The organism is Verrucomicrobiota bacterium, assembly GCA_027622555.1.
Classification (GTDB): Bacteria; Verrucomicrobiota; Verrucomicrobiia; order Opitutales; family UBA2995; genus UBA2995.
In genome coordinates, this window is sequence record JAQBYJ010000028.1 from 43,570 (window position 1) to 59,357 (window position 15,788).

17 protein-coding genes are annotated in these 15,788 nt (G+C 46.1%); 12 read left to right on the top strand and 5 right to left on the bottom strand.

The genetic code is table 11. From position 1 onward, the window contains the following. Window positions 1-163 precede the first annotated feature (163 nt). The 3 genes from O3C43_09605 (at window position 164) to hemE (ending at window position 2,810) form a co-directional block, all read left to right on the top strand. Window positions 164-625, top strand: coding sequence for a helix-turn-helix transcriptional regulator (locus O3C43_09605; GenBank protein MDA1066745.1), 462 nt, complete (start codon window positions 164-166; stop codon window positions 623-625). A 159-nt stretch (window positions 626-784) separates the two neighbouring features. Further along, window positions 785-1,720, top strand: coding sequence for an oxygen-dependent coproporphyrinogen oxidase (gene hemF / locus O3C43_09610; GenBank protein MDA1066746.1), 936 nt, complete (start codon window positions 785-787; stop codon window positions 1,718-1,720). A 64-nt stretch (window positions 1,721-1,784) separates the two neighbouring features. After that, the gene (hemE, locus tag O3C43_09615) at window positions 1,785-2,810 is read left to right on the top strand and encodes a uroporphyrinogen decarboxylase (protein ID MDA1066747.1); all 1,026 of its coding nucleotides are present in this window, start codon (window positions 1,785-1,787) and stop codon (window positions 2,808-2,810) included. 5 nt (window positions 2,811-2,815) lie between these two features. Here hemE and O3C43_09620 read toward each other — a convergent pair whose 3' ends face one another. Continuing rightward, entirely contained in the window at window positions 2,816-4,141 is a 1,326-nt protein-coding gene (locus O3C43_09620; protein ID MDA1066748.1) for a hypothetical protein, read from the bottom strand. A 4-nt stretch (window positions 4,142-4,145) separates the two neighbouring features. Between O3C43_09620 and O3C43_09625 the strand changes: the two genes are divergently transcribed. Continuing rightward, entirely contained in the window at window positions 4,146-4,397 is a 252-nt protein-coding gene (locus O3C43_09625) for a hypothetical protein (GenBank protein ID MDA1066749.1), read from the top strand. Window positions 4,398-4,685: 288 nt separating this feature from the next. Here the strand turns inward: O3C43_09625 and O3C43_09630 are convergent, their stop codons facing one another. Next, complete coding sequence (locus O3C43_09630) at window positions 4,686-6,005, bottom strand: N-acetylmuramoyl-L-alanine amidase (GenBank protein ID MDA1066750.1); 1,320 nt, start codon at window positions 6,003-6,005, stop codon at window positions 4,686-4,688. Here O3C43_09630 and O3C43_09635 point away from each other — a divergent pair. Further along, on the top strand, window positions 6,005-6,625 hold the full coding sequence (locus O3C43_09635; GenBank protein MDA1066751.1) for a TIGR00730 family Rossman fold protein: 621 nt from the start codon (window positions 6,005-6,007) through the stop codon (window positions 6,623-6,625). The genes O3C43_09630 and O3C43_09635 overlap by 1 nt on opposite strands. A 58-nt stretch (window positions 6,626-6,683) precedes the next feature. Then, on the top strand, window positions 6,684-7,010 hold the full coding sequence (locus O3C43_09640) for a hypothetical protein (protein ID MDA1066752.1): 327 nt from the start codon (window positions 6,684-6,686) through the stop codon (window positions 7,008-7,010). Window positions 7,011-7,049: 39 nt separating this feature from the next. Here O3C43_09640 and O3C43_09645 read toward each other — a convergent pair whose 3' ends face one another. Next, window positions 7,050-7,226, bottom strand: coding sequence for a hypothetical protein (locus O3C43_09645; GenBank protein MDA1066753.1), 177 nt, complete (start codon window positions 7,224-7,226; stop codon window positions 7,050-7,052). A gap of 214 nt (window positions 7,227-7,440) precedes the next feature. Here O3C43_09645 and O3C43_09650 point away from each other — a divergent pair, with 214 nt between their 5' ends. Both O3C43_09650 and O3C43_09655 read left to right on the top strand, forming a co-directional pair. Further along, window positions 7,441-8,931: a tetratricopeptide repeat protein gene (locus O3C43_09650; GenBank protein ID MDA1066754.1), complete on the top strand. Its 1,491-nt coding sequence runs from the start codon at window positions 7,441-7,443 to the stop codon at window positions 8,929-8,931. A 94-nt stretch (window positions 8,932-9,025) separates the two neighbouring features. Next, window positions 9,026-9,442 (top strand): hypothetical protein, encoded by a 417-nt coding sequence (locus O3C43_09655; GenBank protein ID MDA1066755.1) that lies wholly within the window; start codon window positions 9,026-9,028, stop codon window positions 9,440-9,442. Between the two features lie 195 nt (window positions 9,443-9,637). On the opposite strand, the gene O3C43_09660 is transcribed toward O3C43_09655, so the two are convergent. After that, complete coding sequence (locus tag O3C43_09660; GenBank protein ID MDA1066756.1) at window positions 9,638-10,357, bottom strand: Maf family protein; 720 nt, start codon at window positions 10,355-10,357, stop codon at window positions 9,638-9,640. Between the two features lie 19 nt (window positions 10,358-10,376). Between O3C43_09660 and O3C43_09665 the strand changes: the two genes are divergently transcribed. The 3 genes from O3C43_09665 (at window position 10,377) to O3C43_09675 (ending at window position 14,265) form a co-directional block, all read left to right on the top strand. After that, window positions 10,377-12,017, top strand: coding sequence for an NAD+ synthase (locus O3C43_09665; protein ID MDA1066757.1), 1,641 nt, complete (start codon window positions 10,377-10,379; stop codon window positions 12,015-12,017). Window positions 12,018-12,082: 65 nt separating this feature from the next. Next, window positions 12,083-13,360 carry a glutamate-1-semialdehyde 2,1-aminomutase gene (hemL, locus tag O3C43_09670; GenBank protein MDA1066758.1) on the top strand — a complete coding sequence of 426 codons (1,278 nt, stop codon included), beginning with the start codon at window positions 12,083-12,085 and terminating at the stop codon, window positions 13,358-13,360. A gap of 8 nt (window positions 13,361-13,368) precedes the next feature. Next, window positions 13,369-14,265 (top strand): nucleotide excision repair endonuclease, encoded by an 897-nt coding sequence (locus O3C43_09675; protein MDA1066759.1) that lies wholly within the window; start codon window positions 13,369-13,371, stop codon window positions 14,263-14,265. A gap of 9 nt (window positions 14,266-14,274) precedes the next feature. On the opposite strand, the gene O3C43_09680 is transcribed toward O3C43_09675, so the two are convergent. Continuing rightward, the gene (locus tag O3C43_09680; GenBank protein MDA1066760.1) at window positions 14,275-14,751 is read right to left on the bottom strand and encodes a DUF4281 domain-containing protein; all 477 of its coding nucleotides are present in this window, start codon (window positions 14,749-14,751) and stop codon (window positions 14,275-14,277) included. A gap of 253 nt (window positions 14,752-15,004) precedes the next feature. On the opposite strand from O3C43_09680, the gene lexA reads away from it, so the two are divergent. Further along, entirely contained in the window at window positions 15,005-15,637 is a 633-nt protein-coding gene (gene lexA / locus O3C43_09685; protein ID MDA1066761.1) for a transcriptional repressor LexA, read from the top strand. Window positions 15,638-15,788: the final 151 nt, after the last annotated feature.

Sequence of the window (15,788 nt, forward strand, 5' to 3'; positions counted from 1 at the left end):
TTCTCTAAAATTTAGGAATAAATTTTTGTTGAGTAATAGATTGTAAACTCAACAAACCGATATAAATTTAGCGGTGAATCTTGCGTTAATGGATTTTCCGATAGGAATCTGTTTTGACTCAGGAAAGTTACTGAACATACTAGAACATCTTACCAATCCGTAAATGAGTTTATTCTCCACTCGTCTGCGTATCATTCTGGAAAAGAATGGTATAAATCAGGTTGAGTTGGCAAAGCGCACCAACTTAACGCCGTCACAAGTACACAATTATCTTCATCAAAACTTCAGGTCTATTACCAAGGAGCATCTTGCTGCTATAATAATAGAATGTTCAGAAGATAACAGTGAACGAGCTGAATTGGCTAAGTCTTATCTGCTGGATGTCACCCCCGACTCAGTTAAGAACTACCTGGAAATCACTCCTTTGGAAAAACCTCAGGAGGATCAAAATTGGTTCTTTGAAGTCGATCGGCTTCCTGCGGCATTTAAGAAGGAATTTGAAAAACTGTACAAGATGTGCGCGGAATCCGCTGAGGCTCGAGACTTCACGAAAGACTTCACGTCGAGCCTGGCTGTGATACTTAAAAAGCCACAATACTTACCTAATAGAAAAGTTAAGGGTTAGCTTTAATTTTCCCTTTTTAATGACGGGCCTCTGGGTCCGTCATTTCCTTGTACAATAAGTATTGTTCCGGACATGATGGAATAATGAAGATTCTGAGCGAAGAGTTGCGTTTTATAGACCATTGATTTTCCTCCTAGCTCATTGATCCTCTTCAACTAGATGAACGACCCTGAACAATCCGCAGATCCGGAACGCGTAAAAACCTACCTACTCAATCTACAGGACCGTATTTGCAATGCGCTTGAAGAAGAAGATGAAGTTCTCGCGGTAAGAGAGGATAATTGGGTTCGAGAGGAAGGTGGCGGAGGTCGAAGCCGAGTGCTTCAAGGAAATGTGATTGAAAAAGGAGGAGTTAATTTTTCCGACGTTCAGGGAAATAAATTGCCCGCGTCAGCTACAACAAATCGACCTGAACTCATTGGCTGCGAATACAGGGCCATGGGGGTCAGTTTGGTAATTCATCCACTCAATCCCTTTGTTCCGACCACACACGCCAATGTTAGATTCTTTTACGCCGAACGAGAACACGCTGAGCCTATTTGGTGGTTTGGTGGCGGATTTGATTTAACACCCTATTATGGCTTTGAAGAGGACGCCATTCATTGGCACCACACGGCGAAAGATGCATGCGATCCATTTGGTCAAGAACGCTATTCAACCTACAAGAAATGGTGTGACGACTACTTCACCCTGCCCCATAGAAATGAACAACGAGGTATAGGTGGATTGTTCTTTGATGATTTTAACGAAGAGAATTTCAATTTCGGATTTAGCCTGATGCAAAGCGTCGGGGATCATTTTATCCCTGCTTACATTCCCATTGTTCAAAAACGAAAACATGAATTATGGACACCGGAACAGCGAGAATTTCAATTATACCGACGAGGCCGATACGTAGAGTTCAATCTGCTTTGGGATCGCGGCACCAAGTTTGGTATTCAAACGGGAGGTCGTACTGAATCAATCCTGATGTCCCTTCCGCCTTTGGCACGCTGGGAATATGATTGGCAACCGACACCTGGCACTCGCGAGGATGAACTGTATGCTAAATACCTGAAACCTCGCGACTGGCTAGGTCTGGCTGAAGAGGAATGATTTTGTTTGGCAAAACAAAATCACCCACCTTTTCTAAACGGCTATCTTGGAAACGATCCACCCTATGAATTACAGAGAACGATTTTTAGCCGCCGCACACTGCCAACCCGTTGACAGAACACCTGTCTGGCTCATGCGGCAAGCAGGCCGATCTTTGCCAGAATATCGTGAGCTGAAAGAGCGTTATTCATTTTTAGAACTTGCGCAAACTCCTGAGTTGGCTGTCGAGGTAACACTCCAACCAATCCGAAGATTTGATTACGATGCAGCCATCTTATTCAGCGACATCCTGGTAATCCCCGAAGCGATGGGTCAGCCCTACTCTTTCCGTGAACAGGGTGGAATTCAAATGGACTTTGCGGTTCGTTCACGTGCCGACATCGATCGACTTACCATAAACTCGGTAACGGAACGTCTTGATTATGTAAGGGCAGCGTTAGAAATACTTCGGAAAGAACTATCCGATCAACGAGCTCTTTTGGGATTTGCAGGATCCCCCTGGACCCTAGCGACCTACATGGTGGAGGGCGGCTCATCCAAGGATTATAAAGTTGTTTTGGATATGTATCAGAATAACCGTGACGATTTTGAAGTCCTGATGACAAAGATCACGGACGCGCTGATTGAATATTATAAAATGCAGATCAATGCAGGCGTAGACGCGGTACAAATTTTCGACTCTTGGGGAGGGATTCTACAAGGGGATGACTACATGGAAGGTTCGTTAAAGTGGATCATTAGAATTATCGAAGCCATCCGGGAAGAAATTCCAGTTATTCTGTTCGCCAAAGGTTGCGCCGAGCACATGTCACAACTTTGCCAAACTGGAGCTCAAATCATAGGCCTGGATTGGACAGTAGATATTGGAGAAATATCTAAAGAGATTCCCAACCATATAGCTATTCAAGGAAACTTGGATCCCATGATTTTAAACGGCACCTGGGATGTTACTCGCAGAGAAACTCAAAAAATACTGGATTCAATGCGAGGAAGACCCGGACACATTTTTAATCTGGGACACGGTATCGACAAAGATGCCAAGTTAGAAAACGTCGAAGCGCTTCTCGATACAGTAAGATCTGGACCCTGAATTAATCAGCGGGGTGAATTTACAATCACTGAACTGATTGTGCCAACAAAAGGGCCTAGCTCACCCGCAAGGCTCAAATTCTCAACACTGTTATTAAGTGCTATGGCTTGTCCCGAAAAATCCCGGTCAGTGTAAAGAAATACTTCCGCACCCCCTTCAATCCGGATTGAAGCGACGCTGTTGTCCCAACTTCCAACGAGACCTTTTTTAATGGCAGCTAAGTCAGCTTCCGAAAATCCTCCAGTAAGTACAATTTGATTTCCCCTAAATCCAGGTTGGTCAAATAAGTGAACCCGGGCATTAACTTGTCCTGAATTCGATGGTTGAGGAATTGAAGCTCTCGCTGAATCAATCGGAGCTGGGGGCACTGAATCTTGATACGAAACGGTGGGATCACCAACGGAATAATCAACCTCAGGATTTGGGTCACCATAGACGGCATACTCGCCACCTCTGGCTGGTAAATAATTGTGCTCGTCCACGATTCCTTGAAGAACTTCTATCGAAGAAATACGGTCGTTAAAGCGTCGCATTGAGCTAATACGGCTAAAGTCTATCAGGTCTCCATGAACGAAAATTCTTTCGCCGCCAAATGCCGCATCCGTATGAAGAACAACGGTCAAGCTTCCGTAGATTTTCAAGGAGGAGATACGGTCATTAAAGGTTTTTGAGTAGTCCAGCTGAATGTCTTTTAAATTGTAGACACTTTCACCGGCATAGATCTCGAGGGCTTCGCCACGAAAACTACTATCTTCAAAGAATATGGCATAGCCAACCGCCTCCGCTCGACGTTCCTCACTGAGGACCCTGCTACCATGAGAAACTGCTGCTGCACCTAAAATAATACTGGTATGAAATGAAGAGTAGGAAGGGTAGCGAGTGGAGTATCTGTCATAATAAATATTATTGTAGTGATCAGAACCATAACGTCTCAATGGGCTATTATACCGACTGTAGCTGGTGCGTCTATAGTAGTCGTTGTGACCGTCCCTTCCATAAGAATCATGACCTCTACCATAATTTTTGTCGTCATCGTCATGGTCGTGTCGACCACCATCCCCATGCCCTCCTCGATCATTACCGGTTCTGGAATCTGTATCCCGACCCGTTCTAGAATCACTGCCTGTCTTATTATTTTCGTGACCACCGTTCGAATTGCCACCTCGATTATAACTACCTGTAGAATTTCCCGTACTTCCACTTCCTCTGTTCAAGCTCCCAGAGGCAATGCTTGGATAGCGTGAATCGCGATCAAAGCCACCATTGGAACTCCCACGATTCCTGGAACTACTTCCGCTACTGCTATCGGAGCCGCTGCTGCCAGGATTCAAAACGGTGGACGATCCTCTTCGATCTGAGGTGATCGAGGAATTCCTGCTCCCTTCCATCGTGGCTGAACGACCATATCGGTCATCACCGCTCGTTGTTGTGGTTGTCGGTCTGTTTCGATCGCTGCCACCACCCGTGCTGGGAGTAGTCCGGCTGGTGCGACTGTCGGAGTTGGAAGTACCCGCTGTTGTAGTAATTCGACTTCTGCTTGTAGAAGGAGTTTTGTTTTGGCTGCTCCTCGGTCTTACGCTACTCTGACTTTGTGAACTGCTGGATGAACTTTGATTCTGTTCCCTTAGGCGCTGTTGTTGGACTGCGGTTCGATTCGAGACTCCAGTATGTTGATTGCTCTGTGTGCTCCGATTTTGGAAACGTGGATTCGCTTTTTCGTCTTGGGCTCTAAGAGAATTGGCTAGATATGTCATCGAGACAACCGCTAATAAAACGAGGGTATGCTGTGGTCGTATGCTCATGTCGATCAAGGTGAAGATTAACTGAGGGATTAAACCCCCTGTTAACCAGGTTGTTGCAAATTGAGCCTGAAAACTAACTACCTTCGTGGTAATAGTCAACAATGCCTTCTACCACGCCTTCAACATATTCAGCATACAAGCTTTGGACATTCCGTCCGTCTACTTCTCTGAGCCCATTATAGTCACCCAATTGGATGCGCTGATAAACCACTCTCGAATTGGCGCAATAAGCCTCCAAAAACACCACCGGGCCGACAAACAGCCTGTTCGCCAACAAATTCCTTGCCCACAAATACGGGTTATTTCCCTGATTAGAAGCATTTTTCCCTCCATACCTGAATGCCGGTAAGCCATTCACCTTTGCCAACGAATTTGCGACCGCACTGCTTAAAGGGATTTCAATTTCGTGGTTTCTGGAAAGCAGTTTTCTGAAGAGATGAAAGCGCACATCATCTAAGCCTAATTCGCCAGGCGTGTATGTTCCGTGAACGATGACATGCATGTGGTTTTCCTCTGCCAAAACCTGCTGTGTCTCTTCCAACCAAGGAGCCACATTAAAATGTACGGCAATCGTAAGATCCGGTTTCACCTCCTCATTAATGAGTTTAGCCCGGGCCTGAATTTCGCTCACTCGATAAAACAACATTTCTGCGCGAAGTTGAATTCGTTTTTTAAACCAATCGGAATCCCACGGCGTAACCGTTAGAAAACGCCCGTCACCATCCAAATAAAGCCGCTTCTCAATTATACTGGCTTCTTCAATAAAGTCTTTGGCCCGTCTCTCTGTCAGTGGCTGAGCATCCTTTCTTATAAGACGAACTGTTGCCCCAAGAGCTTCTAAAGCGATACTCAGTTTGCGCGATACGATTAAAGTTAGGTCCCCTTCTTTGATGGGAGGGTCGTCACCGATTTTGAAATGTCTCTCTTCCAATTCAGAAAAATCACCTCCGATATGCCCAGGATCAATGGCAATAATCAATCCATCGAGTGATTTACCATTTTGTTCAGCCACTTTGACGACAGAGGTGGCTTGCTGTTCTTCAACCTGTACCGATGGCGCAAAACGAAAATGGTAATATTGATCGCCTTCATCCTCGTTCATCTTGATACGTGCATAGCCCGTTTGTACGGACACAAATTTATCATTATAGCCGTAGGGCAAGTATAAGGTCTCAAGTGCTGCGACAAATTCTTCACGGCTCATTGTTTCCTGGTAAACATCCAGGGAATTCCAATCAGGATCTTCTCCAAGCATACCGAGCTTATAACCCTGCAAAGCACCGGGCCAGATCAGACATTGGCTCGACAATAAAAGGACTCCGAAAAAAGTTCTCCCCAATTTACTCCCGTTCATCACACCTGAAAGCTGTCGATTTGATAGATCCCACTGCAATGCTTTTCTCTCTTTCCGATATTGCCAATGATGCTGACCTTTCCATAAACCCAAGCATGATCAAACGGGTATGTGTATACTGTGCATCCTCAAAGGATTCCAATGAAACGTTTTTGGAAAACGCTTATTCTCTAGGCAGATTTCTGGCAGAACAAGGGATGACGACGGTTTATGGCTCTGGAGGTACAGGCTTAATGGGAAGATTGGCGGATGGCGCATTAGATCATGGGGGGCACGTTATCGGTATTATTCCTGAGTTTATGATCGATCGAGAATGGGCGCATAAAGGAGTATCGGAACAGATTAAGGTTCAAACAATGCACGAACGAAAGGAGCAAATGGAAAAACAATCCGACGCATTTGTAATCTTACCTGGAGGCTGTGGAACTTTCGAAGAAGCGATGGAGATCATTACTTGGAAACGACTTGAGCTTCACAACAAACCTATTTGCGTGGCCAATTTGTGGAGTTTCTATGATCCCTTTATTCAATTATTTGAAAATAGTATTCGCGACCGATTCTTGCGCCCTGAGCATTTAAAACTTTTCGATATTCGCGAATCCATAGAACAAGTACAGGATTGGTTGATCTCCGATGACCGCTCCTCTATGATACCCTAAAAACATGAACAAGAAAAAGGTTGTTTAACGCTTAACGGCACTTACTGTTCAAAATATTATGTGGTTAATGACTCAACACGGTTTGTACTCAGTTATTGAAGATAAGGAGCCAGGATATTTGCTGATTCGCACAAGAAGGCAACATGATCTCGAAAATCTTGCCAACTTAGTAACGTTTAAAACAGAGATAAAGCAATCTGACGCTGCTGACTATCGTTATTCAATACGGTTGAAACGAGGCTCAGCTCGGCGCCTACTTGCCGCAACATTTGATCATATCAACTATCCGAATTTCCGCGATGCGATTTCAAAGACACCCGATCAAAGAGAAAAGTTTTTTTCTTACCGACAGATTTGGTCAACCTTATCGCCGAAAAAGTTTTAGGATTCCCCCTTCAATTCTATGGACAGTCAATGGGAAGGCTCAAAGACGACGTTCAATGGTAGTGGGGTATCGATAATAGGAAGACAACTGAACATCCTTACGAGTAGACTGAAAGGGATTACGGGCTGACTGAATAGAGTATCCAGTCATTTCCTTTTTAAGGGAGAGTATCCTGGTCGCCAAACCGTTGAGTCTACTGCCGAGTTTAATCTTCATCTATAAAAAGGTTTAGTGGGTTGCTTCGAATAAAATACATCAAGTGTGAGCATCCCAGGGGGCAGGAGGTTTCCAGAGAATGTCTCCGTTTTTAACAATTTCATAATACAATGGGGTGCCAACTCAGCACCTTTCAAAATTGAAGACTGTGTAAGATACTACAAACGAAAGGAAATCATTGTAATCTCACAGGAAATTGGGATTTAACTCTTTCATGTCAGGAGATTTCAGAAAACGAAATGACTTTTTCAAACGAGGCCGGATAGCCTTCGAATCTGGCCAATTTGAGAAAGCGATTCATGCCTTCAACAAAGTCATCGAATGGGACCCGCACGATGCCAATGCATTTACATTTCGTGGATTAGCTCACAGGGAAATAAGAAATTTTGAAGCAGCGCTAAAAGACCTGGCTCAAGTGGTGACCATCGACCCATCACACCGGGTTGGTTTCCTTAACCTTGGATGTATTCAACGGGACGCAGGAAAAATTGATGAGGCTATTGACTCTTTTAACAAAGCCGAAGCTGGCGATCCTGAAAATCCATTGGTGTTTCAAAACCGGGCAGTCACCTACATCGCCAACAAAAGCTGGGAATTGGCCCGCTCTGATTGTGAAACTGCTTTGACCCTCGCACCTGAAGGTGCCGCCGCTTATGCGATCCTGGCGCATGTCTACCTTGGAACAAACGAGAATCATCTGGCGAATGAGGCGATAAATCGATCCCTCGAACTAGACCCCGAAGAAGCAGAAGCATACCGGGTTCGTGGCATCATTCGTTGTTCTGAAAATGATTTGGAAAATGGCATTGCTGACTTCATACGTGCGCGAGAACTCAATCCAAATGTTCAGCTGGATTATTTGGACAACCCTGAAGTGCTTTTGGACAGGCTCCTGGAAAGCCTCAATCAACTCATTGGGCTGGATAAAGTAAAAGAGGAAGTCCGATCGTTAATGAACCTGGTGAAAATCCGACTGCTTCGGAAAAATTCACAATTACCGGCAGTTCCGATGTCCCTTCATTTGGTTTTCATTGGAAACCCTGGCACGGGAAAAACCACAATAGCGCGACTCATTTCTCTCATTTATCATGTCTTGGGTGTCCTCAGTAAAGGCCACCTGGTCGAGGTCGACCGAGCAGGATTAGTCGCTGGCTATGTGGGCCAAACAGCCCTGAAAGTTCATGAGGTTCTTAACAAAGCCAAAGGTGGCGTTCTCTTTATTGATGAAGCCTACTCACTCACATCTCGTGGAGACGAAAAGGACTTTGGACTGGAAGCCATTGATACATTGATCAAAGGCATGGAAGATAATCGCAATGACTTGGTGATCATTGTCGCCGGTTACCCGGAGAAGATGAAACAATTTCTCCAGGCAAATCCGGGCATCAAATCACGTTTTAGCAAAGTCATCCGCTACGAAGACTATTCCTTTACTGAATTATTGTCTATTTTCGAAAAGATGTGTGCCGATCACCAATACGAATTGAATGTAGCTGCCAAATCCAAAGCAGCCGAAGCTTTCCAGAGTTTGGCTCCTGAAGATATCGGCCTATTTGGAAATGGTCGCGGGGTAAGGAATTTTTTCGAACTGACCATTACCCGACAAGCCAATCGTCTAGGTGAACTGGGAGAGCTAAACAGAAGTCAGTTAATCGAGTTACTTCCTGAGGATCTACCTGCAGGTGATTTTTGGGTTAACGATTAATAAAAACAGCTCTTTAATCGTCGATTGAAAAGATAACTCAGCAACTCCCAGAGTTTGACAGGCAGCAATCCGCACTTATTGATGATAATGTTTTATGGCCAAAAAAGAAAATAATCCGCCAATTCTAAGAGGCTTTTCCACAGGAGGTACTGCAAGAGGCAAAGCCCTTTCCAGTCCGACTACGTCCTTGTGGCTAGCAATCATTTTTGTCGCAATGTTTTTCGCCCTATTGAGTGTTCAAAGAAACATTAAGAATGCCAACGAAGCTCTTAAACCATCGGAGACCATACATTCAGGATGGATTGTACCTGCACCCGAAGAAAGAGTGGTTCGCCTTCCACCGCCCAATCCAGACTACATGTTCAATCGTCAAGAAGAGTCGCCCATCGTCCTGGAGGAATCGATCGAATTAAAGGAAAACAAACAGGCAATAAAGATTAGACCCATCGACGTTCAGATTGACGTAAAGATGCCCGACTCGCTTCGATCAAAACCTAAATCAGTCGATTAATCGCCCGAGAGCTTTTCAACTATTCCTTCGGGTGATTGCACCGACTCTTTTTTTCCCATTGTTTAGATTGATACGAGTCCACACGGTGTTCATCTCTCCTCGAACCGCCAAAGGAGTGTTTTCTAGCGGATTCTAATTCCATGATAATAAAATCTGGTTGGCATCCAAGCTTACATCGGCACCTGCACCCAATCATTAAAGTAACGAATATTTTTCCAGAAGAATCTTTAGCTCCTCAAGCGGCAACCCCATGATATTGGAGAAAGAGCCTTCCCAGCCTTCAATAATCAACTCTTTGCCTTCCTGAATTCCGTAGGCACCTGCTTTATCAAGAGGGTTAACCTGTTCGAAGTATTTCGTGATAAGATCATCATCCAAAGATTTAAAACTGACCCGACTCTTCACAGTAAATAATTCAGCGATATTCGTTTTTTTGTGGAGCAGGCATACTGCCGTATAAACGGTGTGGGTACGGCCACTCATCCTTTTGAGCATCGAACGTGCACCCACAAGATCAACTGGCTTATTTAATATTTCATTTCCCAGCGCTACGGTGGTGTCAGAACCCAACACCCAATAGTCAGAATGCAAGTTGGCCACATGATCTGCTTTTAATCTTGCATTAGTCTCCACCAACTCGCGCGGATCTGACAAATCGTTATTCTCTTCTACGTCGGATGTAATCACTTGAAAGGTTACTCCCAGGCTTGCGAGTAGCTCTTTTCTTCGAGGTGAACCAGAGGCTAAAATAAGCATGAGGCTCATAAGAAAGAGTTTTACGTGAAGGTAAACCCGATATTCGAAGCAATAAGCCGCCAGGCAAAAGCTGTGCCGCGCCATAGCTTCAACGACGGCTGGCGAAGCGTTTCGGGTGCAAGCGACACCAACAAAACTATTTCCTTTCCTCCAGTTCAACTATCCTTCTAATGCCACCATGCGGATTGGAATCGCTCAGATTAACACCACAGTCGGTGACATTCAGGGGAATACAAACCTGATTGTTAAAGCTTACCAACAGCTCTGCAACGAGGGGGCTGAGTTGGTGGTATTTCCTGAATTGGTTATAACCGGTTATCCGCCAAGAGACCTGCTTTTTAAGCAACGATTTGTCCCTGACAATGAAAAGGCTCTTTTAAAGATCGCTGGCATCACCGAAAATATCCCCATTTTGCTGGGATTTGTGGAAACCAATAGTTCAAAAACCGGACGGAGGTTTTTCAATGCGGCTGCTTGGTGCCGAGGCGGCCAGGTTTATAAAATATTCCGTAAGTCGCTCCTTCCGTCTTACGACGTCTTCGATGAAGACCGCTATTTTCAGCCTGCCGATTGCCCCGAATGCATTCAGTTCAAGGGTCTAAAAATTGGTGTGACCATTTGTGAAGATATTTGGACTAACCCGAATGTCGAAACAAGACACCGATACAATACGGATCCGATCAAAACGTTGGCTGAAGAAAAGGTCGACCTGATTATAAATTTATCCGCCAGTCCCTGGCATAATCAGAAGAACGAAATCCGATCCATCCTGATTACGGACGCAGCAAGTCAATGTAACTGCCCGGTTGTTTATTGCAACATGGTCGGCGGCAACGATGAGCTGATTTTCGATGGTCGCAGCCTGGTTGCCAATGAGTTGGGCGACATCATTTGCGCCATGGAAGCATTCAAGGAGGATACTACTATCGTTGATTTGGAGAATCCGCATTACCAGATTGCACCCTCTTACATCCAGTCAGAGATGAAGGATATCCGGGATGCACTCGTTCTTGGCCTTCGTGACTACGTTCACAAGTCAGGGTTCAAGAAAGCACTGATCGGACTCAGTGGCGGAATCGATTCGGCGGTAACCGCTGTAATTGCCCAAGAAGCCTTAGGCGCTGAAAATGTGATTGGTATCAGTCTACCTTCAACTATCTCCAGCCAACATAGTAAAGATGATGCGGAGGAGCTGGCCAAAAACCTGGGAATTCAATTCCACTACCTTCCCATTGGAGATGTGGTTGAGTCCTCTGAAAAAACCCTTCAAACTTTGTTCGAAGGACAAGAACGGGATGTGACAGAAGAAAACATCCAGGCCCGCGCCAGAGGATTACTGCTCATGGCCCTTTCCAACAAATATGGAGCGCTACTGTTAACTACGGGAAATAAAAGTGAGCTGGCTGTCGGATATTGCACCTTATATGGCGATATGTGTGGGGGCTTGGCCGTCATTTCGGATTTACCTAAAACCAAGGTATTCGAACTTGCTCGCCACATAAACAGAAAAGTCGAAATTATCCCTGATTCAACCATTACAAAACCACCGTCAGCTGAGCTTCGCCCAGACCAAAAGGATGAAGACAGTCTTCCACCTTACGACATTCTGGACGCCATATTGAAAGCCTATGTCGAAGAAGGCAGATCCCGATCCGACATCGCCGCCATGGGATTTGACCGCGCCGTGGTCGACGATATGGTACGCAAGGTCGACCTCAACGAATACAAGCGCAAACAAGCTGCCCCGGGACTCAAGATCACTCCCCTCGCCTTCGGCGTCGGCAGACGAATCCCGATCGTCCAGAAGTATATTGATTGATCTGGCGAAGCCCGAAAATCGATAACCAAACAAATATCATCCAATAAATTTAGACCGAATCACCCATGACTAATTCAGAAGACCTTTTTGAACGCGCTCAGAAAATCATTCCTGGTGGAGTTAACTCGCCTGTCCGGGCGTTTCGTTCAGTAGGTGGAACACCTTTTTTCACAAAGCGGGCAGAAGGTGCAATGCTCTACACCGCAGACGATCAGGCGCTCGTAGATTTTGTCTGCACCTGGGGACCTTCGATCCACGGCCACAATGATCCCACGATAAAGGCAGCTATTTCGAAGGCCCTCGATTCAGGGACCAGTTTCGGAACGCCCAATCCTTACGAAGTTGAGATGGCTGAGCTCCTGGTCTCTATGGTTCCTTCCGTTGAAAAAGTGCGGATGGTCAACAGCGGCACCGAAGCAACTATGTCCACCATTCGCCTTGCACGTGGTCACACGGGTCGAAATAAGATCATCAAGTTTGCGGGGTGCTATCACGGGCATGTTGATTCCCTTTTGGTCCAGGCCGGGTCCGGTGCGCTCACCTTGGGTAATCCAGACAGTGCAGGAATCCCCCCGAGCTTTGCGGCTGAAACCATTGTTCTTCCCTATAATGATTCGAATGCATTAACAGCTGCGTTCGAGCGTTACGGTGACGAACTGGCAGCAGTAATTGTTGAACCCTTTCCTGCAAACGTTGGACTGATTTTCCCGCTCGAAGGTTATCTGCATCACATGCGGAATTTATGCACCCAGTATGGCACCATCCTCATTTTCGATGAAGTCATGACCGGGTTCCGAGTTGCTCCTGGCGGTGTTCAGGAAAAAACCGGTATCTCTCCTGACCTGACCGCACTCGGAAAAATTATCGGAGGTGGTTTACCGGTAGGTGCTTTTGGTGGCAAAGCCGAAATTATGGACTCCATAGCTCCACTCGGCCCGGTTTACCAGGCAGGAACATTGAGTGGAAACCCTCTGGCGATGGCCGCCGGTATTGCCGCGCTTGAAAAACTCCGATCTGAAAATCCTTACCCTCGCCTCGAGTCATTTGGTGAACAGATCCGCGATGCGCTTTTGGGAGCGGCCGATGAAAAAGGACTACCCCTGCAGGTTCCTCAAACCGGCAGCATGTTTTGCCTCTATTTTTCAGAATCACCTGTGACCAATTACGATGAAGCCATCGCTACTGAAACCGCGCATTTTAAGTCCATTTTCCATCAAGCCCTAGAAAATGGTGTCTATTTACCGCCTTCCCCATTCGAGACCTGCTTTATTTCTTCGGCTCATGAGGGAAATGCGATTAATATGGCTTGCGATGTGCTCAGTGAGGCTATTAAAAATCTCTAAACTGCAAAGTGGATTCCAACACTGAACAACTCCTTCTTTTTGATTTACCAAACCCTCTGACGAAAACAGTGGGGCGAGACTTTTTCCTCAATTTACCAGAAATCCCCGGAGTTTATCACTTTCGCGGTGAAGAGGATAAGGTTCTCTACATAGGTAAATCCAAGAACCTCAAAAAACGTCTGAATTCTTACCGTAGAATCAAAGCGGAAAAAGCAGATAAGCGCCTCGTGCGACTCGTCAACGCCACGCGAGCCATCACTTTCAAAACCTGCAGTTCAGAAAAAGCGGCCCTCAAACTAGAGAACAAATTGATTCGCGAGCACAACCCATGCTACAACCGCGCGCAGGTTTATCCCTACAAAAACCCGTTTGTCATTTGCCGCTACGAAGGAGACCGCTTTTCAATTCGTCGCCATTCCGGCGAAGAGTTTCCTCAGATTAAAGGGGATGAACTGCTGTTCGGTTCCTTCCCGGCTGGTTTGACTCCACGAGCACTTCGGGCTTGGCAGCGACTTCTGCTTATTAAGCAGTCCAAATCTAAAAACGGTTTTTCTCTGCCGGAAAACCTCATGGAAAACCAGTATTACAAGCAGCTCACACTTTCCTTCGGACGTGGTCGCTTCAACCACTGGCTTCAGAAACAATTTCTTTCCTACCTCCGAGGAAAACACCGCTGGGCACTTTGGGCACTATCGGCTCCCTTGCTTCTGAATATGTTTCGTATGGAGAAATCCTTGCGGCACCTTTGCTGGCAAGACTGGAAATTCGCCTTTCGATTCTTTTCCGCCGGTCCACGGCGCAATCGCAAGCTGAATGAGAGCCGCGGCTTTCGCGCTGACGAACCCATCACTCAGGCCGACGTATCCGATTGGCAACTGGATCGTCGATTATCTTCGATTGCTTAAAGCGGCTATTTACTGCTGCCGCTTCTTGTTTGGTAAACGCTCCTTAAGGTTCACCCAATAGCGCGCTGCGAAGATCATCAGCCCAATCGGCCCGAGAAACCAGATCAAGAGCAGCGACAATTTACCTGCCCAGTCCTCCCCTTCCTTGGTTCGGTTCAACATCATCCCGCAAAATAAATCGAAAATTATTCGATGCGCCCAGAGTGCCATGAACAAAAACGGATGACTCCAGAAAAGGCGTATACTTTTCATCGTCGCATCGGGAACCTCAGGTGTAGCCGTTACCGTAAACAGCAGATAAATACAATACAGGTACAACCCACCTAGTAATGGAGGAATCAACCAAGGATGACACAGTTGCTTCATCCAATTGTATTGACCAAAGAAAATCATCATCACCCAGAATGGAGCGGTTGATCCGGTGATTATCCAGAACAACAAATCCAATCGGGCTTCCCCAAAAAACTCTACTATCCAAACAGGCATCAAACAGTATTGAGAAGCTAGATTGAATAAGTGAGAAGCAAATAATACCTTTCCTCTTCAATCACTCTCTCTCTCTTACTCTTACTCTTACTCCTCCTCTTACTCTTACTCCTAACCCTCCCCTTCAATCACCCTCTTCCCCCACTCCCTCCATCTCCTCCTCTCCCCATCTCTCCGAAAAAATCTCCCCCTGCAAAAAAGTTCATTTCTAACGCTTGACACTGAACATATTTCCACTGTTTATTTTATCACTATGGATGACCTAACTTTACGCCAACAGGAAATCCTGGGATTCCTCCAAATCTTCTCCCAGGAAAAGGGCTTTTGGCCCAGCATTCGCGAGATTCGCGATCATTTCGGATTCAACAGTACCAATGCCGTAGTCGGCCACCTCCGTGCCCTCGAACATAAAGGATACATCACCCGTATTCCCGGGCAGGCCCGTACCTATCGCATCACTTACGAAACCTCTGAACAAGCACCGAAAGATTCCCTCGAAGTCATCGACATGCCCGTCTATGGCAATATTGCCGCTGGTTACCCGGACGGTATAGAACAAGGCGACGCCATCGATCGCATTCAGGTCGATATCAACACCGCTGGTATTCGCCGCTCCCGTCGTTCATTCGCCCTTAAAGTTCGTGGAGAAAGTATGATCGATGCCGGCATCTACGATGGCGACATGGTCATCATCGAACCTGCCCTACCCAACGATGGCGATATCGTAGCCGCCCTTATCGACGGAGCCACTACCCTCAAACGCTTTATCAAGCCAAACAACGCACCTCCGTACTTAAAAGCGGAGAACGTAAACTACCCGAACCTGCACCCCGTGTCCGAACTCGTAATACAAGGCATTGCCCGTTCTATCGTCCGCAAGCTGTAGAAGCCGGTCGAAAAAGTAGCACGGCCATCTTCACCCAGCCTGTTTTTTTGGTAAAGCTCACAATCCTGAGAGTGCACAACGCATACCACGGTATTTTTATTTGGCACGGTGATTGACGAGCATTTGGAATGGGATACCTAGATCATGCTGG